The organism is Mesorhizobium sp. CNPSo 4688, from assembly GCF_057784295.1.
Genome location: NZ_JBWLUY010000006.1, coordinates 188,655 through 214,909 on the forward strand (window position 1 = coordinate 188,655; position 26,255 = coordinate 214,909).

Below are 26,255 nucleotides of genomic sequence, written 5' to 3' on the forward strand. Positions count from 1 at the left end.
ACGCTATTTGGGCGGCAACATGTGTTCAGTCGATCGAAATCTCGGACAGCTTGACGGTGCGGCCCTCCGCCATCGAGCGGTAGCCCGCCTCGACCAGCGCCATCGTCTTGACGTTGTCGGCGACCGACAGCGCCGGCGGCGAGCCTGTCTTCACCGCATGCTGCAGCTGCTCCATTACGCCGATGAAGGCATGCGGGAACCACATCGTCTCCCAGCTCGGGGTAACCCACTTGCCGCCGGTCGTCTCGGTCGAAGCATAGGTCAGTGTCGAGGCCACGCCCTTCGGCCAGCCGATGGTGCCCTTGGCAACGCCCTTGGTGCCATCGACGCGCCAGGTGATGTGCTGGTCGTCCTCGTATCCTTGCTGGCGCGGTCCGGACCAGACATCCTCCAGCGACACCGCGAGCACACCGGAGGGAAAGCGCAGCGTCGAAACCGTGATGCCGTCTGAGTGGTCGAATGTCGTGCGCGGGTCCTTGCGCGTCAGCGTGGTGATCTCCGAGGGATCGCCGAACAGGAAGCGCAGCACATCGAGATGGTGCACGCTCATATTGGCAAGCGTCAGCCGGTCGTAGTCCGCGAGGAAAGTCTGCCAGTGCGGGATTGCATGCATGTCTATCTGAGCAAAGACGATTTCGCCCAGCGCGCCGCTTTCGATGATCTGCTTCAGCACGCGCATCGATTGATCGTAGCGCATGTTCTGGTTGACCGAGAGGATCTTGCCGGACTTGGCAGCCTCGTCGCGTAGCTTGACGGCCTCTTCCACCGACAGCGCCAGCGGCTTCTGCGCCAGGATCGCCTTGATGTGCTTCTGCTTCAGCGCATGGCGGATCAGCGCCGGCTGCTGGTCGGGTGGAAAGGCAAGGTCGACGATCTCGACCCGCTCGTCCTCGATCAGTTGCTCGGGCGTGTCGTGAACGGTCGCAATGCTCCAGCGCGTCGCCACCTTCTCGGCGCTGGCCTTGGTCCGCGAGGCGATTGCCACCACGGGAAATCCGGCCTGCGCATAGGCGGCGAGATGGCATTCGGCCATGATCATGCCGGCGCCGATGCAGCCGATCCGGTATTCGCTGGTGCGAACCCTCACATCCGGCTCGAAACCCTGGCCTGCCATCCGTTCCTCCTCGAGGACAGGATATAACGCCACGGCCGGTCCTTCAGCCAAGGTCCGCTCCATCAATTCCCATCAGAACCGCTGAAGCGGTCGATGGCACCGATCAACTGGCGGCGATCAGAACCGTGCTTTCCGGCGACCAGCTGAGCATCACATCCTGGCCCTCGGCCAGCCGGTCATTGCCGGTATTCTGCACGATCACCTTCAGCGTCTGGCCGGCGCGTTCGACGAAATAGGTGCTGTTGTTGCCGGCGAAGATGCGCTTGGAGACCTGCCCCTTCAGCGTGTTGGCATTGCCGCTCGAAGCTCCGGCATCGGTGGCGATACGGATGCGCTCGGGCCGCACGGCGCAACTGGCCTTGGCGCCGGCGGCAACCCTGTCGCCGATGCCGGCGGCGATCGTTGTGCCGTCCGGCAGGCGGATACCATTGCCGATCGCATCGCCACGAAAAATGTTGGCGTCGCCGAGGAAGGTGGCGGCGAACTCGCTCTTCGGCTTGTCGTAGATCTCTTCGGGCGGTCCCTCCTGGACCAGCCTGCCGTCGCGCAAAATGCCGATGCGGTCGCTCATCGTCAGCGCCTCTTCCTGGTCGTGGGTGACGAAGATGGTGGTGATGCCGATCTCGCGCTGGATGCGCTTGAGCTCGATCTGCATGTCGACACGCAGCGCCTTGTCGAGAGCGCCGAGCGGCTCGTCGAGCAGCAGCACGCGCGGCTTGGTGACGATGGCGCGCGCCAGAGCCACGCGCTGGCGCTGACCGCCGGAGAGCTGGTGCGGCTTGCGTTCGCCAAGCTTGCCGAGCTGCACGAGGTCGAGCGCGCGCTGCACTTCCGTGGCGATCATGGCCTTGGCCTCGCCGCGCACCGACAGGCCGAAGGCGACGTTGTCGGCGACGCTCATGTTGGGAAACAGCGCATAGTTCTGGAACACCATGCCGATGCGCCGCTTCTCGACCGGCACGCGCTCCACGCTTTCGCCACCGATGGAAATGCGGCCAGAGTCTGGAAAGTCGAAGCCGGCGATTTGCCGAAGCAGCGTGGTCTTGCCGCTGCCCGACGGTCCGAGCAGCGCATAGAAACCGCCATCGGCGAAATCGATGGAGACATCATCCAGCGCCTTGTGTGCGCCGAAATTGCGGGAGACGTTTGATACCTGCACGCCGGCCATTATTTCTCTCCGCCGAATTTGAAGAAGCGCGCCGTGAGCAGCATCAGCGCCATCGACACGACAATGATAATGGTCGAGACCGCGTTGATCTCGGGCGTAAAACCTTTGCGGATCGCGGCGTAGATTTCGACCGGCAGCGTCGTCTGCCCCGGCGTCGCCAGGAAGTAGGAGACGACGAACTGGTCGAACGACACGGCGAAGGCAAACAGCCCGCCGGCGATGACGCCGGGCATGATCCAGGGCAGTGTGACGCGCGCTGTCACCTGCCACTGGTTGGCGCCGAGCGAGCGCGCCGCCTCTTCCAGCTCCGGCGCAAACGTCTGCAGCCGGGCCGAGACGACGACGATGACATAGGGCAGCGCCAGCGCCACATGGCCGAGCAGGATGGCGAACAGGCCGCGGCCGATGCCGACGCCGAAGAAGAAGATCAGCATCGCCGTGCCGGTGATCAGCCACGGAATGGCGATCGGCGGAAACAGCAGCGCCTGCAAAAACTTCTTGCCGCGGAAATCATGGCGGTAGGGCGCCAGCGACGCCGCCGTGCCCAGCACAACGGAGATGAGCGTGGTGATGACTGCAATCTCGAGGCTATTCCATGTCGCCGCGATCAGCTGGTCGTTTTGCCACAGCGATTGATACCATTCCGTCGTCCACTCGAATGGCAATTGGTAGAAGGGCGAGACGTTGAACGACATCAGCGCCATGATTATGATCGGCAGATAGAGGAAGGCGAGCAGCAGGAAGATGTAGAACCGGCCGAGGCCTTCGAGGATACGGGTGGTCTTCATCTAGGCAGCCCTCCTCAGCACCGGCGACGCCACCGCCAGGATGACCAGCACGACGGCGAGCAAGATGAAGGACAAAGCGGCACCGAGCGGCCAGTTGAACACGGCCACGAATTGGTCCTCGATCACCGTGCCGTAGAAGGTACCGGTGCGCCCGCCGAGAATGCGCGGTTCCATGAACGAACCGACGACGGGCACGAAGATGAGTGCCGCGCCGGCCACAAGGCCGGGCATCGACAGCGGAATGATCACCCGCTTCAGCACCTGCAGCCGCGAGGCGCCGAGCGAGCGCCCGGCCTCGATCAGCGAGTCGTCGATCGCCTGCAAAGTGAGGTAGCAGGTCAGCACCATGTAAGGCACGTAGGAGTGCACCAGGCCGATGATGACGGCCGGATAGGAATACATCAGATCGATGTTGATCTTGAACGGCAGCACGGCATTGAGCGCCGTATCGAGAATGCCGCCTTCGCGCAAAACCATCGCCCAGGAGAAGATGCGCACCAGCCCGTTCGACCAGAACGGCAGAATGACCAGCAGGAAGATTGCCTCGCGGCTGCGCCCCTTCAGCACCTTGGCCAGCACGTAAGCCGCGGGATAGCCGATGACGACGCACCACAGCGTCACTTCGAGGCCGAGCCGCAACGAAGCCAGCAGCAGCGTGAGATAAAGGCTCTGCGAGAAGAAGGCAGCGTAGTTGCCGAGGGTAAAGGCCCATGATTTACCCGACAGTGGAAGGTCGGTCATGAAGGAGAAGAAGACCATGGCCGAGAGCGGCAGGAAGATCGCCACCGTCAGCCAGAGATAGGCTGGCGCCAGCAGCGGCAGGGCCGATCTCAGCCCGCTGCGCGACGCGACCGCACTCTGTACTGCCATGATACCTCCTCCCCAGGATTGAAGGACCAGCCGGCGCGAACCGCCGGCTGGTCCGGACGCGAACTTACTTCACGTCGACCTTGAGCTGCTGCCACAGCGCCAGATAAGCCTCGCGCTGCGCGTCGGTGATCGGCGCCTGGAACTGGATGCGCTTGGCGACATCGAGGCTGCCCATCACCTTGCGGTTGAAGGAGTCTTCAGGCAGCGCGTCCACCGCCTTGGTGTTGGCCGAAACCGGCGCGCCGACCTTGGTGACCCATTCGACGTAGAATTTCGGATCGATCATCCAGTTGATGAAGGCCTGTGCCCCCTCGACGTTCTTCGAACCTACTGGAATAGAGAACGCATCGAGCCAGGCGACGGCGCCTTCCTGCGGCACGACCAGCGAGACCGGCAGCTTGAAATGCGTCTTGGCGCGGTCGGCCGAGCCGCTCCAATAGGTGCCAATGTCGATCTGGTTGGAAGCGACCATCTGGTTCCAGTCGTTCTCCGAACTCCAGAACGTCTTGATCTGCGGCATCAGCGAGGTGAGCTTGGTCTTGACCGCGTCCATATCCTTGATGTCGTTGATGTTCTGGCCTGTGGCGATGGCGCCGAACTGCACCGCTTCGACGGCATCGTCACGAATGACAACGCGGCCCTTATGCGCGGGGTCCCACATCTCGGCGATCGAGGTCGGCGCCTTGTCGAAGGACTTTTCGTTGATGGCGAGCGCCGTCAGGCCCCACACCCACGGCACGCCATAGACCTTGCCGTCATGGGCGAGCATCGGCGAGCTCGCCTTGTCCTTGCTGATGTCGGCATAGTTCGGCAGCTTGGAGGTATCGATCGGCTGGATCAGCTTTTCGGCCATCGCCTGGTCATTGAAGGCGGCGTTGATCATGACCACGTCGTAGAGGCCGGGATTGGTCCGGATCTTGGTCAGCATTTCCTGTTCGGAATTGAAGAAGTCGTTGACGACCTTGTTGCCGGTCGCCTTCTCGAACGCTTCGACGGCCCACGGCTCGTCGGCGCCGTAGCCTTTCCAGTTGAGCACATGCACTTCGGCGGCGCTCGCCGCCAGCGTGAGCGCGGTGGTGAAGACGGCGGTCGCCGTCAAGAGGGCAGTCAGTCTTGGCATGCGCATATCGGTTCCTCTCTTTGTGTTTGCCCGCTTGGCGGGTCAGGCTGTCTGATGGGCCTTGTGGTTCTGGCCAGGCGCGCGCGCCTGGCTCAGGAAAGTCTGGATCTCGCTGTCGGTCGGCGCGGACGACCCGCCATGCCGGGTGACCGAAAGGGCAGCCGCCGCATTCGCGTAGCGCGCCGCCTCGAAGGGATGCACGCCGCGCGCCAACGCACTGACGAAAGCGCCGATATGGGTGTCGCCGGCGCCATTGGTGTCGATGGCATCGACCTTGAAGCCGGCAATGGTCTGGGTCTCGCCGCTGGCCAGCCGCACGAAACAACCCTTGGCGCCGGCGCGGATGACGACGCCTGCGGCTTTCCGACAATGGTCGGCGAGCACCCGCCCGGCTAGTGTCTCGACATCGCCCTGCCCGGCAATCTCGGCCGCTTCCGTCGTGTTGCAGCTCAGCCATGTCGTGCGGGCAAGCACGCGCGCCAGGATGGGGCGCACAATGTCGGCGATGACAGGCGTCGGATCGAAGACAAAGGGAATGTCTACCGGCAGCGATTCGATCCAGTCGGTCAGCGCGTCGCGGCTGCCGGGATAGCTCAGCGTGTAGCCGGAGGTGAACACCCAGTCGCTGGACGCAACGGCCACGGGCGCCATCATATCCAGGCTAACCACGCTCTCGGCGCCAGGCCATGAGACGAAAGTGCGCTCGGCATCCCCAGAGATCATGGCGACGCAATTGCCGGTGTCCATGACCGGCGATGGCGGCGTCAGCGTTTCGATGCCCTCGGTGGCGAAGGCTGCACGCAGAAAATCGCCATTTGGCCCGCTGCCGAGCTGGCCGCCGAACACCACAATCATGCCGGTGCGGCGGGCCGCCACCATCATGTTGAAGCCGCCGCCGGCGACCTGCGCAAAGCTCGACGCCGTCTTCTCGCTGCCCGGCGCCGGCAAGGCGTCGATGCGGTAGACATAGTCGACCACCGCGCTGCCGATATGAACCAGACGCCCGCTCATGCCGCGGCGTCCTTGCTGGCCTTCGCCGACCGCGCCGCGACGAGATCTTCGGCAAGCGCGCGCACCTCGGCGATGTGGATGCCAACGAGCCTGGCGATGTGTTTTGGCGGCAGTTGGGAAAAGCCGACGCAGGCGCCGGCCATCCCCGAAGCAATCGCGCCGATGGTATCGGTGTCGCCGCCGAGATTGGCGCTGATGATCGCGGCCTTCCAGGGATCGCCATTGGCGACTTCCAGCACGGCAAAGGCCGCGGGAACCGATTCCTGGCTGGCGACGCCGGTGCCGACGAGATCGGTGATGAACCCGATCGCATCCCGCATCGCCTTGCCGCGCACTAGGTCCTGTGCCCAGACGATGCGCGCGGCGATGTCGCCGCCAGTCACCCAGTGGCCGTGCTTGGCCCCGCGCCGCGCCGCTGCAACGGCACTGTCGGACGCAGCACGCCAGTCGCCGCCGGCAAGGCCGCGGCTGACGGCGGCGGCAACGGCGGAAGCCGAGGCAATGGCGATCGACGTGTTGTGCGTGGCCCGGCAAGTCTCGGCCACCTTGGCGACAAAAACATCGAGCGGCTCCAGCGGCATCATGATGCCGACCGGCGCGATGCGCATGGCCGCGCCATTTGTGTCGCCGCGGCTTCCCGCCTCTTCCGCCGGCACACCTTCGTTGATGGCGTCGATGGCCCGCTTGGTCGATGGCCCCAGAAGATCATAGCTACCGCGCGCCTTGACCTCGCGCTCCCAGTCGAGCAGCGCATTGACCCAGCGCGCATGGTCGAAGCGGTCGCCGGACTCGACCAGGATGCGGCCGAGCAGCAGCGCCTGTTCGGTATCGTCGGTGATGGTGCCGGCCACCAGCCCCTTCGACACCGGATGGTCGGCAAAGGGTGCCACGAAATCCTCGACATGGCCGTAGAGTTCGGCAATGCGGGCCGGCGACAGAAGCTGCGTCGGCATGCCAAGCGCATCGCCCAGCGCCCCGCCGACAAGTGCGCCCATGGCGCGATCGAGAATGGCGTTTTCCGGCATCGCTCAAAACCTCATATGCAGCGCGAAATGCGCCGGGTTGAGCAGGCTGGTGACATATTCGATCGGCCGCTCGTCGGCCGCGCGCGTCAGCCGGCGGCCGCGCAGGAAGGGCGTGCCTTGCGGGCAGCCGAGTATTGCGGCATCCTCGGCGTTGAGCATTTCGATATCGACCCATTCCTCGCCATGGTCGGGAATGAGTCCGGCGCCGCGCAGCGTCTGGTGCAGCGAGCCTTCGCGAAGACCGCGCAACGGCACATCCTCGAGTTCCGGCGACAGCGGCAGGCGGCTGCGCTCGATCGAAATCGCATGGCCGTCACTGGCATTGGTGCGCACGCGGTCGACAGCGATGAAGAATGGGCTTTCAATCTCAAGCAGCGCGGCGAGCTCGGTGTCCTCGATCACTTCCAGCCGCAGCGTCCGCGTCTCGGCATTGGCGCCGGCATCGGCCAGCGCCCGTGACCAGCCGATGGCGTCATCGACCGGCTTGCCATCGAAGGTAACGAAGGAGCCGATGCCGACCTTGGTGGTGATCAGCCCACGGCTGGACAGTTCCTCGAGGCCCTTGCGGACGGTGTTGCGGCTGACGGAAAAGCGCTGGACGAGTTCGTTCTCGCTTTGCAGGCGGTCGCCGAAGCCGAGCACGCCGGAGCGGATTTCATGTTCAAGAACAGTGGCGATCTGCTCGGGCTTGCCCGTGCCGGGAGACAGTTGAACCGATCGCCGTGCCATATATGCACCTGTTCAATGAACCTGTATAATCCTGTTCAATATTGGATTTTTTGCTATCGGTCAACGGTATATTTTGCTTTGCGCATATGCACCGCGCTTCACCTATCGTCGGAACGATCGCATAGGGCGTTCCCCACTCCGTCTCGGACTTCGCCGAGCCACCTCTACCCCCACATTCGTGGGGGAGAGGAAATGCTAATCTCGGAGGGCGCGGCTTTGAAAGGCTTGGGTTTCCTCTCCCCCATGGACATGGGGGAGAGGTGGCCGCGAAGCGGCCGGAGTGGGGGTTGGCGCTGCCATATGCGATTGCCCGCCACCTCAAACGAAGAAAAATTCCTCGACGCGCTGCTTGGCCTTCCGCAGCACCGGCAGGATATCCCGCTCCATCTCTGCCACCGAAAACCGCGCCGACTGGGTCGACATGTTGATTGCCGCCACCGTCCGCCCGGAACGGTCAGCAATCGGCACGGCGATCGAGCGCAGGCCGAGCTCCAGTTCCTCATCGACGATGGCAAAGCCACCCGCCCTCGCGGCGTCGATCGCCTTGCTGAGGGCTGCGCGGCTGGTGATCGTCTTCGGCGTCCGCCGCTCGATCCTTGCTTCGGCAAGGAAGGCCTTCAGCTCGTCCGGCGCGAGCCCCGCAAGCAGAACCCGTCCCATCGAGGTGCAATACGCCGGCAGCCTGGTGCCGACATCGAGCGACACGCTGAGGATGCGCCGGCCGGGTATGCGCGCGACATAGACGACATCCTCGCCCGACAGCACCGCCGCATTGCAGGCCTCGTTGAACTGCCCTGCCACCTCTCGCAGGATCGGCGCCGCGAAGGTCCACAGCGAAGCGCCACCGAGCCAGGTTCGCACGACGGTGAGCAGGCGCGGCGAAAGCGAAAACTGTCGGCCGGATTGCGTTGCATAGCCGGTCGCGGTCAGCGTCAGCAGGAAGCGGCGTGCGCCGGCGCGGGTCAGCCCAGCTTCCTCCGCCATCTCAGTCAGCGTCATGCCGGCCGGATGCCGGGCAAGAATCTCCATGACCGCAAGGCCGCGCTCCAGCGAACCGACATGGTCGCGCGTCGTTCCCTCGTCGTCCATGCGGCCTCCGCGAAACAATGCGTCGCCTTGACTCATCGCGACGATACAATGTAAAAGTATCTCATACAAAACAATTGTTCGCAATACGAACTTTTTTCGTCTCCGGAGTTCCTGCGATGGTCAAATTCCTGCCACTCAAACAGGCCGTGGCCGAGAACCTGCACGATGGCGATGCGGTTGCCTTCGAGGGCTTCACCCATCTCATCCCGACGGCGGCGGCGCATGAGGCGATCCGCCAGGGCTTTCGCGACCTCACCCTGATCCGCATGACCCCCGATCTGATCTACGACCAGATGATCGGCATGGGCATGGCGAAGAAGATCGTCTTCTCCTATGTCGGCAATCCCGGCGTCGGCCTGCTGCGCCGCGCCCGCGATTCCATCGAGAATGGCTTTCCCCGGTCGATCGAGATCGAGGAGCATAGCCACGCCGGCATGGCCAATGCCTATGAGGCGGGTGCGGCCGGCCTGCCGTGCGCCGTGTTTCGCGGCTATCGCGGCGCCGGGCTTGTGGCCGTCAATCCGAACATCAAGTCGGTCACTTGTCCGTTCACCGGCGAGGTGCTGGCCGCCGTTCCTTCGATCCGCCCCGACGTCACCTTCATCCACGCGCAGAAGGCCGACAAAAAAGGCAACGTGCTGGTCGAAGGCATTGTCGGCATCCAGAAGGAAGCGGTGCTGGCAGCAAAACGCGCCGTGGTGACGGTCGAGGAAGTGGTCGACAATTTCGACGACCTGCACCCCAACCTGACGGTGCTGCCGTGCTGGACCATCGCTGCGATATCGGTGGTGCCCGGCGGCTCGCATCCCTCCTACACGCACGGCTATTATGCGCGTGACAACGCCGCCTATCTCGAATGGGACGAGATCGCCGCCGACCGTGACAAATTCCAGGCCTGGATGCAGGCCAATGTCATCGAGAAGAGCGCCGACGATTTCGCCGGCCGCGTCGAGCATCTGAGGAGCGCGGCATGAACGGCTTCACCCCCAACGAGATGATGACGATTGCCGCCAGCCGCGCCTTGAAGAACGACGATGTCTGCTTCGTCGGCATCGGCGCGCCGTCGGCCGCCTGCAATGTCGCGCGGCTGACGCACGCGCCTGACATCACGCTGATCTATGAAAGCGGCACCATCGGCACGGCGCCTGATGTTTTGCCGTTGTCGATCGGCGACGGCGAACTTTGCGACACCGCCGTCACCACCGTCTCGGTGCCGGAGATGTTCCGCTACTGGCTGCAGGGCGGCCGCATTTCGATCGGCTTCCTGGGCGCCGCCCAGCTCGACAAATTCGGCAACATCAACACCACCGTCATCGGCGACTATGCCCATCCCAAGACCCGCCTGCCCGGCGGCGGCGGCGCGCCCGAGATCGCCACCTCGTCGAAGGAAATCTACATCACCATGGCGCAATCGAAGCGTGGCATGGTCGAGAAGATCGACTTCTTCACCTCCTTCGGCCATGGCGACGGCGGCGATCATCGCCAGCGCCTCGGCATCGATACCGCTGGCCCGACGCTGCTGATCACCGATCTCGCCATCTGGAAGCCGGATCCGGCGACCAAGGAGTTCACCGTCGTCTCGTTGCATCCCGGCGTGACGCGCCAGCAGGTGCAGGAGACCTGTGGCTGGGTGGTGAAATTCGCCGATGCGCTTGAAGAGACGCCGGCGCCGACAACGCTCGAACTGACGACATTGCGCGACCTGCAGGCCCGCACCAAGGCGGCGCATGAGGGAAGCGGAAAACAAAAGGCTGCATGACATGGCCGAGGCCTTCATCTGTGATTACATCCGCACCCCGATTGGCCGTTTCGGCGGTTCGCTCTCCTCGGTGCGCGCGGACGACCTCGGCGCCATCCCGCTGAAGGCGCTGATCGAGCGCAATGCCGGCATCGACTGGCAGGCGGTTGATGATGTCGTCTACGGCTGCGCCAACCAGGCCGGCGAGGACAATCGCAATGTGGCGAGGATGTCGCTGCTGCTCGCCGGATTGCCGAAGGAGGTGTCGGGCTCGACCGTCAATCGGCTCTGCGGTTCCGGCATGGATGCCGTCACCATCGCCGCCCGCGCCATCAAATCGGGCGAGGCCGAATTGATGATTGCCGGTGGCGTCGAATCGATGAGCCGCGCGCCCTTCGTCATGCCCAAGGCCGAGACCGCCTTTTCGCGCCATGCCGAGATTTACGACACCACCATCGGCTGGCGCTTCATCAACCCGCTGATGAAGAAACAGTACGGCGTCGATTCCATGCCCGAGACCGGCGAGAACGTCGCCGAGGATTTTTCGGTGTCGCGCGCCGATCAGGATGCCTTTGCCGTGCGCAGCCAGGACAAGGCCGTCGCAGCGCAAGCCAATGGCCGGATGGCGAAGGAGATCACCCCGGTGACGATCCCGCAGAAGAAGGGCGATGCGATCGTCGTCTCCAAGGATGAGCATCCCCGTGCAGGCACTACAGTCGAGTCCTTGGCCAAGCTGCCGACACCATTCCGCCAAGGCGGGACGGTCACCGCCGGCAATGCGTCCGGCGTCAACGATGGCGCCGCGGCGCTGGTCATCGCGTCGGAAGCGGCTGCGAAAAAATACGGACTGACGCCGATCGCCCGCATCCTCGGCGGCGCCGCCGCCGGCGTGGCGCCGCGCATCATGGGCATCGGCCCGGCGCCGGCGACGAAAAAGCTCTGTGCCCGTCTCGGCCTGACGCCGCAACAATTCGATGTCATCGAACTCAACGAAGCTTTCGCCTCGCAAGGCATCGCCGTGCTGCGCCAACTCGGCATCGGCGAGGACGCGGATTACGTCAATCCCAATGGCGGCGCCATCGCGCTTGGCCACCCGCTCGGCATGTCGGGCGCGCGCATCACCGGTACCGCGGCGCTGGAGCTGCGCGAGCGCGGCGGCCGTTATGCGCTGGCCACCATGTGCATCGGCGTCGGCCAGGGCATCGCAGTGGCGCTCGAGCGCGTTTGAGATCGCACCGCCCTCAATACGGTAAACCGACATAGTTCTCGGCCAGCGCAGTCGACGCCGCTTGCGAATGCACGAGATAGTCGAGTTCGGCTTCCTGGATGCGCTGGCCGAACTCGCCCGTGTCGGGAAAGCGGTGCAGCATCGTCGTCATCCACCAGGAGAAGCGCACCGCCTTCCACACTCGCGCCAGCGCCTTGGCCGAATAGGCGTCGAGCCCGGCCTGCGATTTGTTCAGATAGAATTCGCGAAGTCCGGCAAAGAGATAGCGTACGTCGCTGGCAGCGAGGTTGAGCCCCTTGGCGCCGGTCGGCGGCACGATGTGGGCGGCGTCGCCGACCAGGAACAGCCGGCCGAAACGCATCGGCTCGGCAACAAAGGAGCGCAGCGGCGCAATCGACTTTTCGAAAGACGGGCCGGTAACGACCGCAGCTGCGGTCTGTTCCGGCAGGCGGCGGCGCAGTTCATCCCAGAAGCGGTCATCCGACCATGCCTCGACCCGCTCGTTCGCAGGGACCTGCACATAATAGCGGCTGCGATGGGTCGAGCGCATCGAACACAGCGCAAAGCCGCGCTCGTGGTTGGCGTAGACCAGTTCGTGATCGGCTGGCGGCACCTCGGCCAGTACGCCTAGCCAGCCGAACGGATAAGTCCGCTCGAAAGTCTTCAGCGCCCGTTCTGGCGCTGATTTGCGGCTGACACCGTGATAGCCGTCGCAGCCGGCGATGAAGTCGCAGTCGATGCGGTGGCTGACGCCATCCTTTTCATAAGTGACGAAGGGCGCTTCGCCGTCGAAACCGTGCAGCGCGACATTGGACGCCTCGTAGACAGTGGTCAGGCCAGCCGCCTCGCGCTTGTCCATCAGATCGTGCGTCACCTCGGTCTGGCCATAGACGGTAACGTGTTTCCCGCCGGTCAGCGCAGTGAGATCAAGCCTGTGCAGGCCGCCGCCGAAAGCGAGCGAGATGCCGGAATGCGGCAGGCCCTCGGCATGCAGCCTTGCCGCGGCGCCCGCTTCCTCCAGCAACTCGACGGTGCCTTGTTCGAGCACGCCTGCCCGCACGCGGCCAAGCACATGCTCCCGGCTCGAACGCTCGAGGATCACCGTCTCGACGCCGATGCCGCTGAGCAGTTGGCCGAGCAGTAGGCCGGACGGCCCGGAGCCGACAATGACGATCTTTGTACGCATCAGTGTCCCAGGCTTTCGATCCGTCCGGCGAGCTCCGCGGCGAGCCGTAGTGCAGCCGCGGTCGCAACCGCCATTTGCGGCAGAAGCAGCCATTCCAGCGTCCACGCCGCGCCGGAGCGCTCCTGCTCATGCACCAGCGCTTGGTGCATGCCGGAAAGCTGCGTGGCGTTGAAGCGCGCCAGCGCCACCAGCGCTTCGGCCTTCACCGGGTTCTGCTTGTGCGGCATGGCCGACGAGCCGCCGCCGCCGGACAGTGTGATCTCAGAACCGGCCTGCGCCATCAGCGCAATGTCCTGACCGAACTTGCCGAGGCTGCCGGTGATGAGCGACAAGAGGCCTGCGAATTCAGGCAGCGCATCGCGCTGGCTGTGCCATTGCGGCGCGTCGCAAAGACCGAGCTTTGCGGCAAGAGCCGCGCGCACCGCGGGGCCCTTGTCGCCGAGCTTTTCCAGCGTGCCGGCGGCGCCGCCAAATTGCACTACGAGCAAACGTGGCGACTGTTGCGCCAATCTCTGCTGATGCCGCTGTAGCGGTGCCCGCCACGCTGCGACGCGGTCCGACACTTTTATTGGGATCGCCACCTGCATCCGTGTCATCCCGGTCAATGTCCTGCCCCCGAAACGTTCTTCCAACGCCGTAAGCCGCACGATGTTTTCAATCAGCAAGAGATCGAGATGGTCGATGACCCGGCGCAGCCGAAGCACCAGACCGGTGTCGATGACATCCTGGCTGGTCGCACCGAAATGCACGTTGGCGTCATGCGGCGCGCTGACTGCCGCCTTCAACTGGCGCACCAGTTCGGGCACGATCACGCCGTCTTTTGCCACACCGGCGCGCAGCTTCGCGGTATCCGGCTTGTAGGACAACAGGACAGCGACAATTGCCGCCGCGGCGTCCTTGCCGATGATTCCGCTTTCGGCTTGCGCTTCCGCCAGCGCGCGCTCGAAATCGAGCATGGCGGCGATTTCGGCATCGGCGGAAAAGTGCCGAGCGGCCTCCTCGTCGCCGAGCAGGCCGGACAGCAGCGGATGGTCGAAGGGCGATACGGTCATTCGCAAGGTCTCCAGAGCATCAGCTGTCGAAGAAGACCGTTTCCTTCTCCCCCTGGAGATGGACATCGAAAATGTAGTTATCGCCTTGCCGCTCGGCGATCAGCGTCGGCACGCGCACTCTGTGCTCGATGCGGGCGAGGATCGGGTCCTCGGCATTGGCCTTGGCCTCGTCGGAAAAATAGAGCCTTGTGTGGAGACCGAGATTGATTCCGCGGGCGACGATCCACAGGCTGATATGCGGCGCCATCAGCCGCCCGTCGCCAAGCGGCACGCGACCCGGCTTGATCGTCTGAAAACTGCACAGGCCGGTTTCCATGTCGGTCGGCTGACGGCCCCAGCCCTGAAAATCCGGATCGGCATCGCCGCGCAATTCGGCTGGCGAATTGTAGAACCCGTTGGCATCCGCCTGCCAGATCTCGATCAGCGCGTCCCTGAGCGGCGTGCCGGTGCCGTCGAGCACGCGGATGCGCAAACCAATGCGCTCGCCCTTGGTCTTGTCGTTGATCATCGTCGCGCCGAGGTCGCTGGCATAGACGCCACCGATGCCGCCGAAATTCGGCGTCAGGCCGATATGCACATAAGGCCCCGCCGTTTGCGACGGGCTTTCCTTCAGCCGGGTGAGCGCCTGCGCCATCAAGTGCCCTCCGGCCGGTTTTCGAACAGCGAGGCGCGGCGTCCGCGCAACACGATGTCGAACTTGTAGGCGCGCGCGTCGAACGGGATCGTCGCCTGCATGTCGAGTGCCGCGATCAGCGTCTCGATGGCCGCCTTGTCGCGGATGCCCCGCACGATCGGGCACCGCCAGATCAGCGGGTCGCCCTCGAAATACATCTGCGTGATCAGGCGCTGCGCAAAGCCGTGGCCGAATACCGAGAAATGGATGTGCGAGGGACGCCAGTCGTTCGGCCCGTTCGGCCACGGATAGGGGCCTGGTTTGACGGTGCGAAAGGCATAGCCGCCATCGGCGCCGGTGATGGTGCGGCCGCAGCCGCCGAAATTCGGATCGAGCGGCGCCAGATACCCGTCCTTCTTGTGGCGGTAGCGGCCGCCGGCATTGGCCTGCCAGAATTCGAGCAGCACGCCGGATACGCCAACGCCGCGCTCGTCGAGCACCCGCCCATAGACGATGATGCGCTCGCCGATGGCGCTCTCGCCGGGCTTGGCGAAATTGTGGATGAGGTCGGCATCGAGTTCGCCCAGAATGGCGTGGCCGAACACCGGGCCGGTGATTTCCGACGCCGTGTTGTCGAAGGCCAGCAGCGCTTTCTGCGGCGAGCGCAGCACTGATGTCTTGTAGTCCGGCGTCAGCGCCGGCGGATGCCAGTTGCGGTCGCGCTGGAAGAAGGCGCCGGTCTCGGGCCTGCGGTTCGAGCCGAGATCAGCTGGCATGGCCATTCCTGCTTCCGTCCATGTCCGAAAACACCTCCTTGGCGATCCTGAAGGCGCGGTTGGCCGCCGGCACGCCGGCGTAGATCGCCACATGCAGGAACGCTTCGCAGATGTCGTCACGCGAGGCGCCGGTGTTGGCGGTGGCGCGCACATGCATGGCGACCTCTTCATCATGGCCGAGTGCGGCGAGCAGGGCCAGCGTCACGATCGAGCGCTCGCGCTTGCTGAAACCCGGCCGCGCCCACACCGTCCCCCAGGCTGCCTCGGTGATCAGCTCCTGGAACGGCCGGTCGAAGTCGGTGACGGCATCCTCGCTGCGGTCGACATGCGGGTCGCCGAGCACCGAGCGCCGCACCGTCAGCCCGGCCCGGTATCTGGTCGTGGTCTTGGACACTTCATCCATGGATCTGCTTTCTCTGAGGAAGCGACGCGAGAAATTCTCGGATCAGGGCGGTCAGCGCACCGGGCTGCTCGACGCAAGGAATGTGGCCGGCATCCCGGATGATCTCGAAGCGCGCGCCGGGAATGAGTTCGGCGAGCCAGCGAACCAGGTCCGGCGGCGTCGAGCCGTCCTGGTCGCCGACGACGCAAAGCGTGGGCACCGCGATAGCCTGAGCGACCTCGGTGAAATCGGCGTCGCGCACTGCGGCGCAGGTGCCGACATAACCGGCGACGGCTTGCCGGGTCATCATGTTCCAGTAGCCGTCAAGCTCGGCGGTACGGTCCGTGTGGAAGGCCGGGGTGAACCACAGTTTAAGCACTGCGTCGGCGATGGCCTGGATGCCTTTGCTTTCGACGGTTGCTATGCGGGTGTTCCAGCTGTCGGCGGTGCCGATCTTGTGCGCCGTGTCGCACAGGATGAGTCCTTCTATGAGTTCGGGCCGTCGCGCGTAAAACCCTTGCGCGACCAGGCCGCCGACCGAAAGGCCGCAAAGCACGACATTGGTCAGCTCGAAATGATCGATGAGGCCCGAGAGATCATCGACATGATCGTCAATCGAGGAGATGCCGCCAATGTCGGAGAGCCCGTGGCCGCGCTTGTCGTAAACCAGCAAGGGCATGTCAGCGTTCAAGTCAGACACCACTTCGTCCCAGATGCGGAAGTCGGTACCGAGCGAATTGATAAACACGACTGGCCGCGCGTCCCCATTCGCCTTGAAGTTGCGATGGTGGAGCGTGATGCCGCCAATGTCGACGAATGGCACGATTTCGATCCTCCGTGTTCACATTGCACAAGGCATTTGGTTTGGTAAAATGATATTTTGCGCCGTTTCATTAACTGGGAGGTTACGAGAACCATGTCCGAAAGCCGCATAAGGTTCCGTCACCTGCAGGCATTCCTTGAGGTAGCGCGGCAAGGCAGCGTGGCGAGGGCGGCCGACTTTCTTCACGTCAGTCCGCCGGCGGTGACCAAGACGCTGCGCGAACTGGAAGAGGCGCTTGGTATCGCAGTCGTCGAACGCGACGGCCGCGGCATAAGGGTGACACGGCTCGGCGAAATCTTCCTCGGTCATGCCGGCACGGCGATCACAGCCTTGAAGCGTGGCGTCGATTCTGTCCGCCAGGACGGCGCCATCAACCGCCATCCGATCCGCATCGGCGCCCTGCCCACAGTGTCGGCCAGGGTCATGCCGCTCGCCATGAGTCTGTTCCTGAGTGAAAATACGGGAGCGGCGATCAAGATCGTCACCGGCGAGAATGCCGTGCTGCTCGAACAGTTGCGCGTCGGCGCGCTCGATCTTGTTGTCGGCCGGCTGGCGGCACCGGAAAACATGACCGGCTTCTTCTTCGAGCATCTCTATTCCGAACAGGTTCTGTTCGTGGTGCGGGCCGGCCACCCCTTGGCGCAGCCGGGCCAGGACATCTTCGCCCGGCTCGATGAGTTTCCGGTGTTGATGCCGACCCGGGAATCGGTCATCCGCCCATTCGTCGACCGCCTGTTCATCACCAACGGCATGACCGCGCCGGCGACCGAAATCGAGACCGTCTCGGATTCCTTCGGCCGCGCCTTCCTGCGGCAAAGCAATGCCGTCTGGATCATCTCGACCGGCGTCGTCGCCAATGAAATCTCCAGCGGCGCCTTCGTCGCTCTGCCGGTCAACACCGAAGAGACCAAGGGACCTGTCGGGCTGACGATGCGGACCGACACGGCCCCCTCGCCGGCCTTCGCCATCCTGCTGAAAACCATCCGCGAGGCAGCCAGCCGAGGCGGCTGAGGCAAGTCGTCCTTCGCGCCGGCACAGCAAACAGTCAGTTTCGGCGACGCGGTTCCCGGGTGTGCAATTCTCGTAACCCCGGGGTTAACGAAACACCGCAAAATATCATTTTACCAAACCAAACACCTAGGGCACTGTGACGATGGGAGGATCGAAATCGTGCCGTTATCGGCATTGGCGGCGTTCCGCTGCCGCTTCAGAGCCAGCCGGGGCGATATCCGATCTGAATAAGGGCGGCACCGATTTTGAGCAGGCCGGCGGTCGCCTCCAGGCACCGTCAGGAAAGGGAGGAATATCAGCATGACCTCAAGCAAATCCGGCGTCTCGCGGCGCCAGTTCATCGCCACATCGCTCGCCGGCGGCGCAGCCCTTGCGCTCAGCCGCGGCAAAGCTTTCGCGCAAGCCGCCGACACGCTGAAGGTCGGCTTTGTCAGCCCACGCACCGGCCCGCTTGCCGGCTTCGGCCAGACCGACGGCTATGTGCTCGACCTCGCCCGCAAGGCGCTCGCCGGCGGCCTCGATGTCGGCGGCAAGAAGTACAGTGTGGAAATCCTCGATCAGGATACGCAATCGGATCCCTCGCGCGCAGGCCAGCTCGCCAAGGACCTGATCAACAACCAGGCCATTGACCTGATGCTCGCCGTCTCCACGCCCGAGGTGATCAATCCGGTCGCCGACGCCTGCGAAGCCGCCGGTGTGCCTTGCCTCTCAACCGTCATGCCGTGGGAAGCTTGGTATTTCGGCCGTGGCGCCAAGCCCGACGCCCCCTCGCCGTTCAAGTGGACCTATCATTTCGGCTTCGGCGTCGACGAGTTCTTCCGGACCTATGTTTCGCAATGGAACCTGATCGAGACCAACAAGAAGGTCGGCGTCATGTATCCCAACGATGCCGACGGCAACGCCATCCGCGCCCATCTGGCGCCGCTGCTGGCCAAGCAGGGTTTCACCATCGTCGATCCCGGCGCCTACGAGACCGGGACCACCGACTATTCCTCGCAGATCGCGCTGTTCAAGCAGGAAGGCGTCGAGATTTTCAACTCCTTCCCGATCCCGCCGGACTTCGCCGCCTTCTGGCGTCAGGCCGCACAGCAGGGCCTGATCAAGCAGATCAAGATCTGCCAGGTCGCCAAGACCGGGCTGTTCCCGTCCGACATCGAGGCGCTTGGCGATCTCGGCAACAAGATTTCGAGCGCCGCCTACTGGCACAAGGCCTTCCCCTATAAGTCGCCGCTGACCGGCGTTTCGGGAGCCGAGCTTGCCGACGGCTATGAGGCGGCGAGCGGCAAGCAGTGGACGCAACAGCTCGGCGCTTCGATGTCGCTGCTCGACGCCGGCTTCGAGGCGCTGAAGGTGAGCACCGACGCCAAGGACAAGGCAGCGGTCGCCAAGGCGCTGAGCACGCTCAACACCGAGACCATGATCGGCAAGGTCGACTTCACCAGCGGCCCGGTCGCCAATGTCTCGCCCGGCCCGATCATCGGCACCCAGTGGGTGGCCGCCAAGGAAGGCAGCAAGTTCCCGCTCGACTATGTGGTGACCGAGAACGCCACCGATCCGAAGGTGCCGGTCGAGGCCAAGCTCCAGCTGTATAACGGCTGATCGACGGTTACGGGGATCGCATCGTGGACGGTTCATCAAACTCTGCGATCCTCAGCGCCGCCGGCATCCATAAGCGCTTCGGCGCGCTGGTGGTGCTGGACGATATCGACTTTGCCATGACGGCCGACGAGGCGGTCGGCATTGTCGGCCCGAACGGCGCCGGCAAGACGACCCTGCTCAGCGTGCTGTCAGGCGCCTTTCCGCCGAGCGCCGGCACCGTCGCCTTTAGGGGCGGCGACGTGACGGCGCTGCCGGCCACGACCCGCTGTCGTCTCGGCCTGGTGCGCACGCACCAGGTGCCGAAGCCGTTCAGCGGCATGACCGCGTTCGAAAATGTCTTTGTCGCCGCGTCGCATGGCGCCGGGCTTGCCCGCGACGCAGCCTATGAGGAGGCGCTGGCTTCGCTGAAACTGTGCGGCATGCTGGGCGTCGCCAACCGGCGCGCCGAGACGCTCGGCCTGCTCGACCGCAAGCGGCTGGAACTGGCCCGCGCGCTTGCGGCGAGACCGACGCTTCTTCTGCTCGACGAGATCGGCGGCGGACTGACCGATGGCGAGGCGAGCGAACTTGTCGATACGATCAAGGAATTGCGCCAGCGCAAGATCGGCATCGTCTGGATCGAGCACATCGTCCACATCCTGCTGCAGGTGGCCGAGCGGCTGATCTGCATGGATGCCGGCAAGATCATCGCCGACGGCGAGCCGCAGGCGGTGATGGCCGATCCGGAAGTCGTGCGAGCCTATCTCGGTGGAGGCCCGAAATGAGCCTGCTCGCAGTCGAGAACCTGGTTGTCCGCCACGGCTTGCTGCAGGCAGTGCGTGGCGTGAGCTTTGCGATCGAGCGCGGCGAAACGCTGGCACTGGTCGGCGCAAATGGCGCCGGCAAGACGACGCTGCTGAGAGCGATCGCCGGCGCGCATCAGCCGACAGCCGGCCGTGTGCTGCTGGATGGCGCCGATATTACCGGCGTGCCGTCGCACAAGCGCGTCGGCATGGGCGTCGCACTGGTGCCCGAGGGACGAAAGCTGTTCGTGCAGATGACCGTCGAAGAGAACCTCCTGCTCGGCAAGACCACCGGCCGTCCCGGCGACTGGAGCGTGGAACGCGTGCTCGACACCTTCCCCAATCTGAAGCCACGCCGCCATGCCAAGACCGGGCATCTTTCCGGTGGCGAGCAGCAGGCCACCGCAATTGGCCGCGCGCTGATGAGCAATCCCGAGCTGCTGCTGCTCGACGAGGTCTCGCTCGGCCTGTCGCCGCTGGTGGTCGACCGCGTTTACGCTTCGCTGCAAGGACTGATCAGCTCCGGCACGACGATCATCCTGGTCGAACAGGATCTTAACCGCGCGCTCTCGGTCTCGAACAAGGTCATCTGCATGCTCGAAGGACGCGTGGCGCTCGAGGGTTCGAGCAAGGGCGTCTCGCGCGACGAGGTGACGAAGGCCTATTTCGGCCTGCACAGGAAAAGCGCCGGGAGTGTGCCGGCATGAGCAACCAGATCGTCCAGGGCATCCTGCTCGGCGGCTACTACGCGCTGATCGCCTGCGGCCTCTCCTTCATGTTTTCGGTGATGCGCATCATCAACCTCGCGCACGGCAGCCTTGCCGTATTTTCGGCCTATGCGCTGTGGTGGCTCGCCTCGCAATTCCACATCTCGCCATTCGTCGGCTTGCTCATCGTGCTGCCGCTGATGGCGGCGATCGGCTGGGCGCTGCAGCGCTTCCTGCTCGAACGCAGCGCACGCGGCGGCGCGCTGCTGCCGATCCTCACCACCTTCGGCCTCGCCATCGTCATCGACAATGCGCTGTTCGAACAGTTCGGCGCCGACACGCGTTCGCTGGCGCCCTATATCGGCAGCCTGTCCTACGATTCCTGGGAATGGCCGGGCAGCATCTATGTCGGCAAGCTTGCCGTCATCATGTTCGCCGCCGCCGTGATCTTGCTTGGCGGGCTGCAGCTGTTCCTGACCCGCACCAGGCTTGGCCGCTCGATCCGCGCCACCTCGGAAGATCCTGATACCGCCGGCCTCGTCGGCGTCGACGCGCGCCGCGCCAACGCCCTTGCCGCGGCCATCGCCATGGTCACCGTCGGTCTTGCCGGCGCCTTCCTCGGCATGCGCGCCACCTTCGATCCCTATACCGGCGCACCGCAATTGCTGTTCGCTTTCGAGGCGGCGGTGATCGGCGGCGCCGGCTCGCTGTGGGGCACACTTCTCGGCGGCATCGTGCTGGCGCTCGCCCAGACGCTCGGCGCGCAGGTGCATCCGCAAGGCTTCCTCATCGGCGGCCATGTCGCCTTCCTGATCGTGCTGTTCATCCGGCTCTCCACGTCCGGCCTCGGCCTGCGCGGCCTGCTGCGCCTGCCCGCGAGGAAGACGACATGAGCGCCGTTTCGACCTCCCCCGTCATCGAGCGCGGCACCCCGGCCTCGCGCATCTCGGCGATCGCGGTCGTCGTGATCATCGTGCTGCTCGCCGTTGCGCCGCATTTCCTGTCAGCCGGGGCCGTCGACCGCATGACCGCCTTGTTCATCTATGTGATCCTGGCGGCGATGTGGAATGCGCTGGCGGGCTTCGGCGGCCTGGTCTCCGTGGGACAACAAGTGTTCTTCGGCCTTGGCGCCTATTTCGCCATTCGCCTGGCCGATGCCGGCCTCAACCCGTTCGCCTCGCTGTTCGTCTCGGCGATCATTGTCGGCGCGATCTCCTGGCCGATGTCGCTGTTCATGCTGCGGCTCAGGAATGGCGAGTTCGCCATCGGCATGTGGGTCATTGCCGCGCTTACCCATCTGCTGGTCAATCTCGACCGGCTGGTGCAAGGCGAAACCGGGACGTCGCTGATTTCGCTCAACGTCTATGACGCCGGCGCCAGGCGGGCGACGATCTACTGGCTGGCGCTGGCCGCGATGACGGCGCTGCTTGCCATCCTGTTCGGCCTGCTGCGCGGCAGCACGGGCGCTGCCATCCGCGCCATCAGGGACAATGAGGATGCCGCCGCGTCGGTCGGCGTGCGCGTCACCGGCACCAAGCGGCTTCTGTTCGTGCTCGCCGCCTTCGGCATCGGCATTGCCGGCGCGCTGTGGCTGGCCACCTCCATCACCTTCCAGCCGAAAACCTACTTCAACGTCCAGTGGACCGCCTACATGATCTTCATGGTGCTGGTCGGCGGCATCGGCACCTTCGAGGGCGCCATCCTCGGCGCGCTGCTGTTCTTCCTCATCGAGACCTGGTTCGGCGGCACCGGCGTCTGGTATCTCATCGGCCTTGGCGCCACCGCGGTGCTGTTCTCGCTGTTCCTGCCGCGCGGCCTGTGGGGAACGCTGGAGGAGCGCTTCGGCGTACGGCTGTTGCCGGTCGGCTATCGTGTCAGACTGCCGGCAGGCGCTGCCGATGGCGACACCGCATCGACGTTGCAACAAGCCATGACACAGCGGGAAAAGGCCTAACCATGCTTTTCGGCAAGACCATCCTCATCACCGGTGTCGCCTCCGGCATCGGCGCGCGTACGGCGGAGCTCGCCGGCCAACTTGGCGCGGACGTGATCGGCATCGATGTGCGCGAGCCGGCAGCAACAGTCGGCAGCTTCGTCAAGGCCGACATCTCGTCCAAGGCCGGCGTCGATGATCTCGTTGCATCCGTGCCGCAGCGCATCGACGCGCTCTGCAACGTCGCCGGCCTCTCCGGCAACACCGGCGCGGCGTCGACACTGGCTGTCAACTTCTATGGTCTGCGCGCGCTCTCGGAAGGCCTCGCGCCACGACTTCGCGAAGGCGGCGCCATCGTCAACGTCGCCTCGATCGCCGGCTATGGCTGGCGCGCCAACCTCAACCGTGCCGCGTCGATGGTCGGCATCGAAGGTTTTCCCGATGTCGCCAAAGCGGTCGCCGACCATCAGGTGAAGAACGAGGAAGGTTACCCGGTATCCAAAGAACTGCTGCTGCTGTGGACCCAGCGCGCCGCGCATCAGGAGCTGTTCAGGAGCCGCGGCATCCGCGTCAATGCGGTCAGCCCGGGACCGGTGGAGACGCCGATCCTGAAACAGTTCCGCAATGTGCTGGGCGATGCTCGCGTCGATAGCGACATTGCCCGTGTCGGACGCGCCGGCACCTCGGGCGACATTGCGCCTGTCGTGCTGTTCCTGTGCTCGGACGGCGCGCGCTGGGTCAACGGCGCCAACGTGCCGGTTGACGGCGGCCTCGAAGCATCGATCAACGCCGAAGTGCTCGGCTTCTAGACCATGATCCCGAAAAGTGGGAACCGGTTTTCGGATAAGATCATGGTCAATAGCAGGATAGAAAAGACGCTCCGCTGCGAGCGAGGGAGAAAACAATGGACATCGGACTTCTGATCGACGGTGACAAACGGGACGCGTCGGGTGCTGCCTCTTACGAGCGTATGGACCCGTTCACCGGCAAGTTGGCGACGCGCGCCGCCGCGGCCAGCATTGCCGACGCCAATGCCGCGGTCGAAGCCGCAGCCGCCGCCTTCACCAGCTGGTCAAAGACTGGACCTGGCGAGCGCCGCGCCTTGCTGTCCAAGGCCGCCGATGTGATGGATTCCAAGGTCGGCGAATTCACCAAATTGATGATGGAAGAGACGGGCGCCACCGGCCCGTGGGCCGGCTTCAACGTCATGCTGGCCGCCAAAATGCTGCGCGAGGCAGCCGCCATGACGACGCAGATTTCGGGTGAGGTCATCCCCTCCGACAAGCCGGGAACACTCGCCATGGCGATCCGCCAGCCAGCCGGTGTGTGCCTCGGCATCGCGCCGTGGAATGCCCCGGTCATTCTCGGCACCCGCGCCATAGCCATGCCGATCGCCTGCGGCAACACCGTGGTGCTGAAGGCTTCGGAGATGTGCCCCGGCACCCACAGGCTGATCGGCCAGGTGCTGGTCGAGGCCGGCCTGCCCAAGGGCGTCATCAACGTCGTCACCAATGACCCAAAGGATGCGGCGGCAATCGTAGAGGCGTTGGTCGCGCATCCTGCGGTCAGGCGCGTCAATTTCACCGGCTCGACCAAGGTCGGCAGGATCATCGCAGAACTTGCCGGCAAGCACCTGAAGCCAGCCCTGCTTGAGCTCGGCGGCAAGGCGCCGCTCGTCGTGCTCGACGATGCCGACATCGACGCCGCGGTCAATGCGGCTGCCTTTGGCGCCTACATGCATCAGGGACAGATCTGCATGTCGACCGAGCGCCTGGTCGTCGATGAAAAGATCGCCGACGAATTCGTCGCCAAGCTCGCCGCCCGCGCCTCTGCATTGCCGGCTGGAGACCCGCGCGGCCATGTCGTGCTGGGCTCGCTGGTCAGTAGCCAGGCCGCCGACAAGATGGAAGAACTGGTTGCCGATGCCGTCGCCAAGGGCGCGAAGCTGGTGGCCGGCGGCAAGCGCACCGGAACCGTGGTCGAAGCGACGCTGCTCGACCATGTCACGCCGGCGATGCGCGTCTATTCGGAAGAATCCTTCGGCCCGGTCAAACCGGTGATCCGCGTCAAGGGCGAGGACGAAGCCGTGCGCGTCGCCAACGACACCGAATACGGCCTGTCCTCGGCCGTCTTCAGCCGCGACATCCGCCGCGCTTTTGCCGTTGCCGCGCGCATCGAAGCCGGCATCTGCCACATCAACGGCCCGACCGTAGGCGACGAGGCGCAAATGCCGTTCGGCGGCGTCAAGGGCTCGGGCTATGGCCGCTTCGGCGGCAAGGCCTCGATCGCCGAGTTCACCGACCTGCGCTGGCTGACCATCGAGGATCCGAACCAGCACTATCCGTTCTGATTCTTTCTCCCTTCTCCCTTGTGGGAGAAGGGAAGAACCGGTTGGTGCCGCGAGCCTAGGCCAGGTGCAGCTTCTGGGTGTCTACAATGGGGGCTATTGTCGGTGTCCTCCCCCGGAATGCGGGCCGTTGCGTGGCGAGCCAACGGATTCCCGCATCAAAACCCGGCAAGGCTCGAGCCGCGCGATCGGCGGCCCCTCCCCGCCTTCAATCCTGGCGAACAGCGCTTCCATGGCATGGCCGGCGATCTGGCGCACCGGCTGCACAACGGCGGCGATGGCCGGCCATGTCACCTGCATCCATTCGGCATCGTCGAAGCCGACCAGCGAAATGTCGTTCGGACAATGCCAGCCGCGGCGGCGGAACTCGGACAGCGCCACCAGCGTGCCCTTGAGGAACAGCGAATAGACCGCCGTCGGCCGGTCGCCTTTCGCGAAATACTCGCGCAACTGCGCTCGCAGCGGCTCCACGTCGGTTTCGGCCAGTACGACATCGATGCGCACATCCGGTGCCAGTCTGAGCGCAGTAGTGCGAAACCCATCGAGACGGGCGCGCATCGTGGCCGCCTGTTCGCCGAGGCCGACGACCAGTATATGGCGATGACCCTTGGCGATCAGTTCGCGCGCTACTTCGGCGCTGGCTGCGGCGCTATCGGCCGACACCGTGTCGAAGGCGTCGTCGGAGAGCACACGGTCGATCAGCACGCCGGTCATGCCATTGGCCTTCATGAAGTCGGCCGCCGGGCCATGCTCGTTACGAACAGGCGCCAGCACCACGCCGGCGACGCGCCAGTCATGCATGCGGGCCAGTATTTCCTTTTCGCGCGCTTCCGATTCACGGCTCGACGCCGCCACCAGCGTGTAGCCGCGCTGCTCGGCGAGGCTCTCGAGCTGGGTGACCATCTGGCCAAAGAATTCGCTTTCGAATTCGGGCATGATTGCGCCGATGATGCGGCGCTTGGCCCGGCGCATGTCGGAGGCGAGCGGATCGATGCGGTAACCCAGCTGCTCGACCGCATCGAAGACGCGCTGCGCATTTTCGGGCTTCACCGTGGTGACGCCGGCCATGACCTTGGAGACGGTGGCGGCGGACACGCCGGCGCGGCTTGCCACGTCATGGATCGACGCACGCCGCTGCTGGTCCTGCCTGTGCGCCATTGGTTC

The 26,255-nt window shown here is 64.5% G+C and carries 27 protein-coding genes; 11 read left to right on the forward strand and 16 right to left on the reverse strand.

The genetic code is table 11. The annotated features are described in order from the left end of the window. Nucleotides 1–25: 25 nt before the first annotated feature. From AC04SH_RS13095 to AC04SH_RS13135, 9 genes are all read right to left on the reverse strand, one after another. Nucleotides 26–1,114 carry a Gfo/Idh/MocA family protein gene (locus AC04SH_RS13095; protein ID WP_488575322.1) on the reverse strand — a complete coding sequence of 363 codons (1,089 nt, stop codon included), beginning with the start codon at nucleotides 1,112–1,114 and terminating at the stop codon, nucleotides 26–28. 103 nt (nucleotides 1,115–1,217) lie between these two features. After that, nucleotides 1,218–2,282 (reverse strand): ABC transporter ATP-binding protein, encoded by a 1,065-nt coding sequence (locus AC04SH_RS13100; RefSeq protein WP_488575323.1) that lies wholly within the window; start codon nucleotides 2,280–2,282, stop codon nucleotides 1,218–1,220. Next, nucleotides 2,282–3,070, reverse strand: a complete 789-nt coding sequence (locus AC04SH_RS13105) for an ABC transporter permease (protein WP_488575324.1) — start codon at nucleotides 3,068–3,070, stop codon at nucleotides 2,282–2,284. The genes AC04SH_RS13100 and AC04SH_RS13105 overlap by 1 nt, the downstream gene beginning before the upstream one ends. Then, nucleotides 3,071–3,940 (reverse strand): ABC transporter permease, encoded by an 870-nt coding sequence (locus tag AC04SH_RS13110; RefSeq protein ID WP_477231647.1) that lies wholly within the window; start codon nucleotides 3,938–3,940, stop codon nucleotides 3,071–3,073. A gap of 64 nt (nucleotides 3,941–4,004) precedes the next feature. Further along, nucleotides 4,005–5,066 (reverse strand): ABC transporter substrate-binding protein, encoded by a 1,062-nt coding sequence (locus AC04SH_RS13115; protein ID WP_477231648.1) that lies wholly within the window; start codon nucleotides 5,064–5,066, stop codon nucleotides 4,005–4,007. A gap of 36 nt (nucleotides 5,067–5,102) precedes the next feature. After that, nucleotides 5,103–6,071, reverse strand: coding sequence for a PfkB family carbohydrate kinase (locus AC04SH_RS13120; RefSeq protein WP_488575325.1), 969 nt, complete (start codon nucleotides 6,069–6,071; stop codon nucleotides 5,103–5,105). Next, nucleotides 6,068–7,096 (reverse strand): ADP-ribosylglycohydrolase family protein, encoded by a 1,029-nt coding sequence (locus AC04SH_RS13125; protein WP_488575326.1) that lies wholly within the window; start codon nucleotides 7,094–7,096, stop codon nucleotides 6,068–6,070. The genes AC04SH_RS13120 and AC04SH_RS13125 overlap by 4 nt, the downstream gene beginning before the upstream one ends. A gap of 3 nt (nucleotides 7,097–7,099) precedes the next feature. Further along, nucleotides 7,100–7,825 carry a GntR family transcriptional regulator gene (locus AC04SH_RS13130; RefSeq protein ID WP_477231651.1) on the reverse strand — a complete coding sequence of 242 codons (726 nt, stop codon included), beginning with the start codon at nucleotides 7,823–7,825 and terminating at the stop codon, nucleotides 7,100–7,102. Nucleotides 7,826–8,143: 318 nt separating this feature from the next. Continuing rightward, entirely contained in the window at nucleotides 8,144–8,914 is a 771-nt protein-coding gene (locus AC04SH_RS13135; protein ID WP_488575327.1) for an IclR family transcriptional regulator domain-containing protein, read from the reverse strand. A gap of 116 nt (nucleotides 8,915–9,030) precedes the next feature. On the opposite strand from AC04SH_RS13135, the gene AC04SH_RS13140 reads away from it, so the two are divergent. From AC04SH_RS13140 to pcaF, 3 genes are read left to right on the forward strand one after another with little or no spacing between them, the layout of a single operon-like run. Beyond that, nucleotides 9,031–9,888, forward strand: a complete 858-nt coding sequence (locus AC04SH_RS13140) for a CoA transferase subunit A (protein ID WP_488575328.1) — start codon at nucleotides 9,031–9,033, stop codon at nucleotides 9,886–9,888. Beyond that, on the forward strand, nucleotides 9,885–10,673 hold the full coding sequence (locus tag AC04SH_RS13145) for a CoA-transferase subunit beta (RefSeq protein WP_488575329.1): 789 nt from the start codon (nucleotides 9,885–9,887) through the stop codon (nucleotides 10,671–10,673). Before AC04SH_RS13140 ends, AC04SH_RS13145 begins: the two co-directional genes overlap by 4 nt. 1 nt (nucleotide 10,674) lies before the next feature. Further along, a complete protein-coding gene (gene pcaF / locus AC04SH_RS13150; protein ID WP_488575330.1) occupies nucleotides 10,675–11,880 on the forward strand; it encodes a 3-oxoadipyl-CoA thiolase in 1,206 nt (401 codons plus the stop codon). 13 nt (nucleotides 11,881–11,893) lie between these two features. On the opposite strand, the gene pobA is transcribed toward pcaF, so the two are convergent. Genes pobA through pcaD form a run of 6 tightly spaced genes read right to left on the reverse strand, consistent with a single transcriptional unit; the run spans nucleotide 11,894 to nucleotide 16,712 of the window. Then, nucleotides 11,894–13,066 (reverse strand): 4-hydroxybenzoate 3-monooxygenase, encoded by a 1,173-nt coding sequence (gene pobA, locus AC04SH_RS13155; RefSeq protein WP_488575331.1) that lies wholly within the window; start codon nucleotides 13,064–13,066, stop codon nucleotides 11,894–11,896. Beyond that, a complete protein-coding gene (locus AC04SH_RS13160; RefSeq protein ID WP_488575332.1) occupies nucleotides 13,066–14,118 on the reverse strand; it encodes a 3-carboxy-cis,cis-muconate cycloisomerase in 1,053 nt (350 codons plus the stop codon). The genes pobA and AC04SH_RS13160 overlap by 1 nt, the downstream gene beginning before the upstream one ends. A gap of 19 nt (nucleotides 14,119–14,137) precedes the next feature. Next, nucleotides 14,138–14,752 carry a protocatechuate 3,4-dioxygenase subunit alpha gene (gene pcaG, locus AC04SH_RS13165; RefSeq protein WP_488575333.1) on the reverse strand — a complete coding sequence of 205 codons (615 nt, stop codon included), beginning with the start codon at nucleotides 14,750–14,752 and terminating at the stop codon, nucleotides 14,138–14,140. Then, on the reverse strand, nucleotides 14,752–15,507 hold the full coding sequence (gene pcaH, locus AC04SH_RS13170; protein ID WP_488575472.1) for a protocatechuate 3,4-dioxygenase subunit beta: 756 nt from the start codon (nucleotides 15,505–15,507) through the stop codon (nucleotides 14,752–14,754). Before pcaH ends, pcaG begins: the two co-directional genes overlap by 1 nt. Next, complete coding sequence (gene pcaC, locus AC04SH_RS13175; RefSeq protein WP_477231659.1) at nucleotides 15,497–15,910, reverse strand: 4-carboxymuconolactone decarboxylase; 414 nt, start codon at nucleotides 15,908–15,910, stop codon at nucleotides 15,497–15,499. The genes pcaH and pcaC overlap by 11 nt, the downstream gene beginning before the upstream one ends. Further along, on the reverse strand, nucleotides 15,903–16,712 hold the full coding sequence (gene pcaD, locus AC04SH_RS13180; protein ID WP_488575334.1) for a 3-oxoadipate enol-lactonase: 810 nt from the start codon (nucleotides 16,710–16,712) through the stop codon (nucleotides 15,903–15,905). The genes pcaC and pcaD overlap by 8 nt, the downstream gene beginning before the upstream one ends. Nucleotides 16,713–16,805: 93 nt before the next feature. On the opposite strand from pcaD, the gene pcaQ reads away from it, so the two are divergent. The 8 genes from pcaQ (at nucleotide 16,806) to AC04SH_RS13220 (ending at nucleotide 25,094) form a co-directional block, all read left to right on the forward strand. After that, a complete protein-coding gene (pcaQ, locus tag AC04SH_RS13185; protein WP_181055612.1) occupies nucleotides 16,806–17,723 on the forward strand; it encodes a pca operon transcription factor PcaQ in 918 nt (305 codons plus the stop codon). A 300-nt stretch (nucleotides 17,724–18,023) separates the two neighbouring features. After that, complete coding sequence (locus tag AC04SH_RS13190; RefSeq protein ID WP_488575335.1) at nucleotides 18,024–19,322, forward strand: ABC transporter substrate-binding protein; 1,299 nt, start codon at nucleotides 18,024–18,026, stop codon at nucleotides 19,320–19,322. A gap of 23 nt (nucleotides 19,323–19,345) precedes the next feature. Further along, nucleotides 19,346–20,086 (forward strand): ABC transporter ATP-binding protein, encoded by a 741-nt coding sequence (locus tag AC04SH_RS13195; RefSeq protein WP_488575336.1) that lies wholly within the window; start codon nucleotides 19,346–19,348, stop codon nucleotides 20,084–20,086. After that, complete coding sequence (locus AC04SH_RS13200; RefSeq protein ID WP_488575337.1) at nucleotides 20,083–20,811, forward strand: ABC transporter ATP-binding protein; 729 nt, start codon at nucleotides 20,083–20,085, stop codon at nucleotides 20,809–20,811. Before AC04SH_RS13195 ends, AC04SH_RS13200 begins: the two co-directional genes overlap by 4 nt. Further along, complete coding sequence (locus AC04SH_RS13205; RefSeq protein WP_477406274.1) at nucleotides 20,808–21,704, forward strand: branched-chain amino acid ABC transporter permease; 897 nt, start codon at nucleotides 20,808–20,810, stop codon at nucleotides 21,702–21,704. Before AC04SH_RS13200 ends, AC04SH_RS13205 begins: the two co-directional genes overlap by 4 nt. Next, a complete protein-coding gene (locus tag AC04SH_RS13210; protein WP_488575338.1) occupies nucleotides 21,701–22,765 on the forward strand; it encodes a branched-chain amino acid ABC transporter permease in 1,065 nt (354 codons plus the stop codon). The genes AC04SH_RS13205 and AC04SH_RS13210 overlap by 4 nt, the downstream gene beginning before the upstream one ends. A 2-nt stretch (nucleotides 22,766–22,767) precedes the next feature. Further along, nucleotides 22,768–23,553, forward strand: coding sequence for a coniferyl-alcohol dehydrogenase (locus AC04SH_RS13215; RefSeq protein WP_488575339.1), 786 nt, complete (start codon nucleotides 22,768–22,770; stop codon nucleotides 23,551–23,553). Between the two features lie 95 nt (nucleotides 23,554–23,648). Further along, a complete protein-coding gene (locus AC04SH_RS13220) occupies nucleotides 23,649–25,094 on the forward strand; it encodes an aldehyde dehydrogenase (protein WP_488575340.1) in 1,446 nt (481 codons plus the stop codon). A 93-nt stretch (nucleotides 25,095–25,187) separates the two neighbouring features. Here AC04SH_RS13220 and AC04SH_RS13225 read toward each other — a convergent pair whose 3' ends face one another. Then, nucleotides 25,188–26,249 carry a LacI family DNA-binding transcriptional regulator gene (locus AC04SH_RS13225; protein ID WP_488575341.1) on the reverse strand — a complete coding sequence of 354 codons (1,062 nt, stop codon included), beginning with the start codon at nucleotides 26,247–26,249 and terminating at the stop codon, nucleotides 25,188–25,190. Between the last annotated feature and the right edge of the window lie 6 nt (nucleotides 26,250–26,255).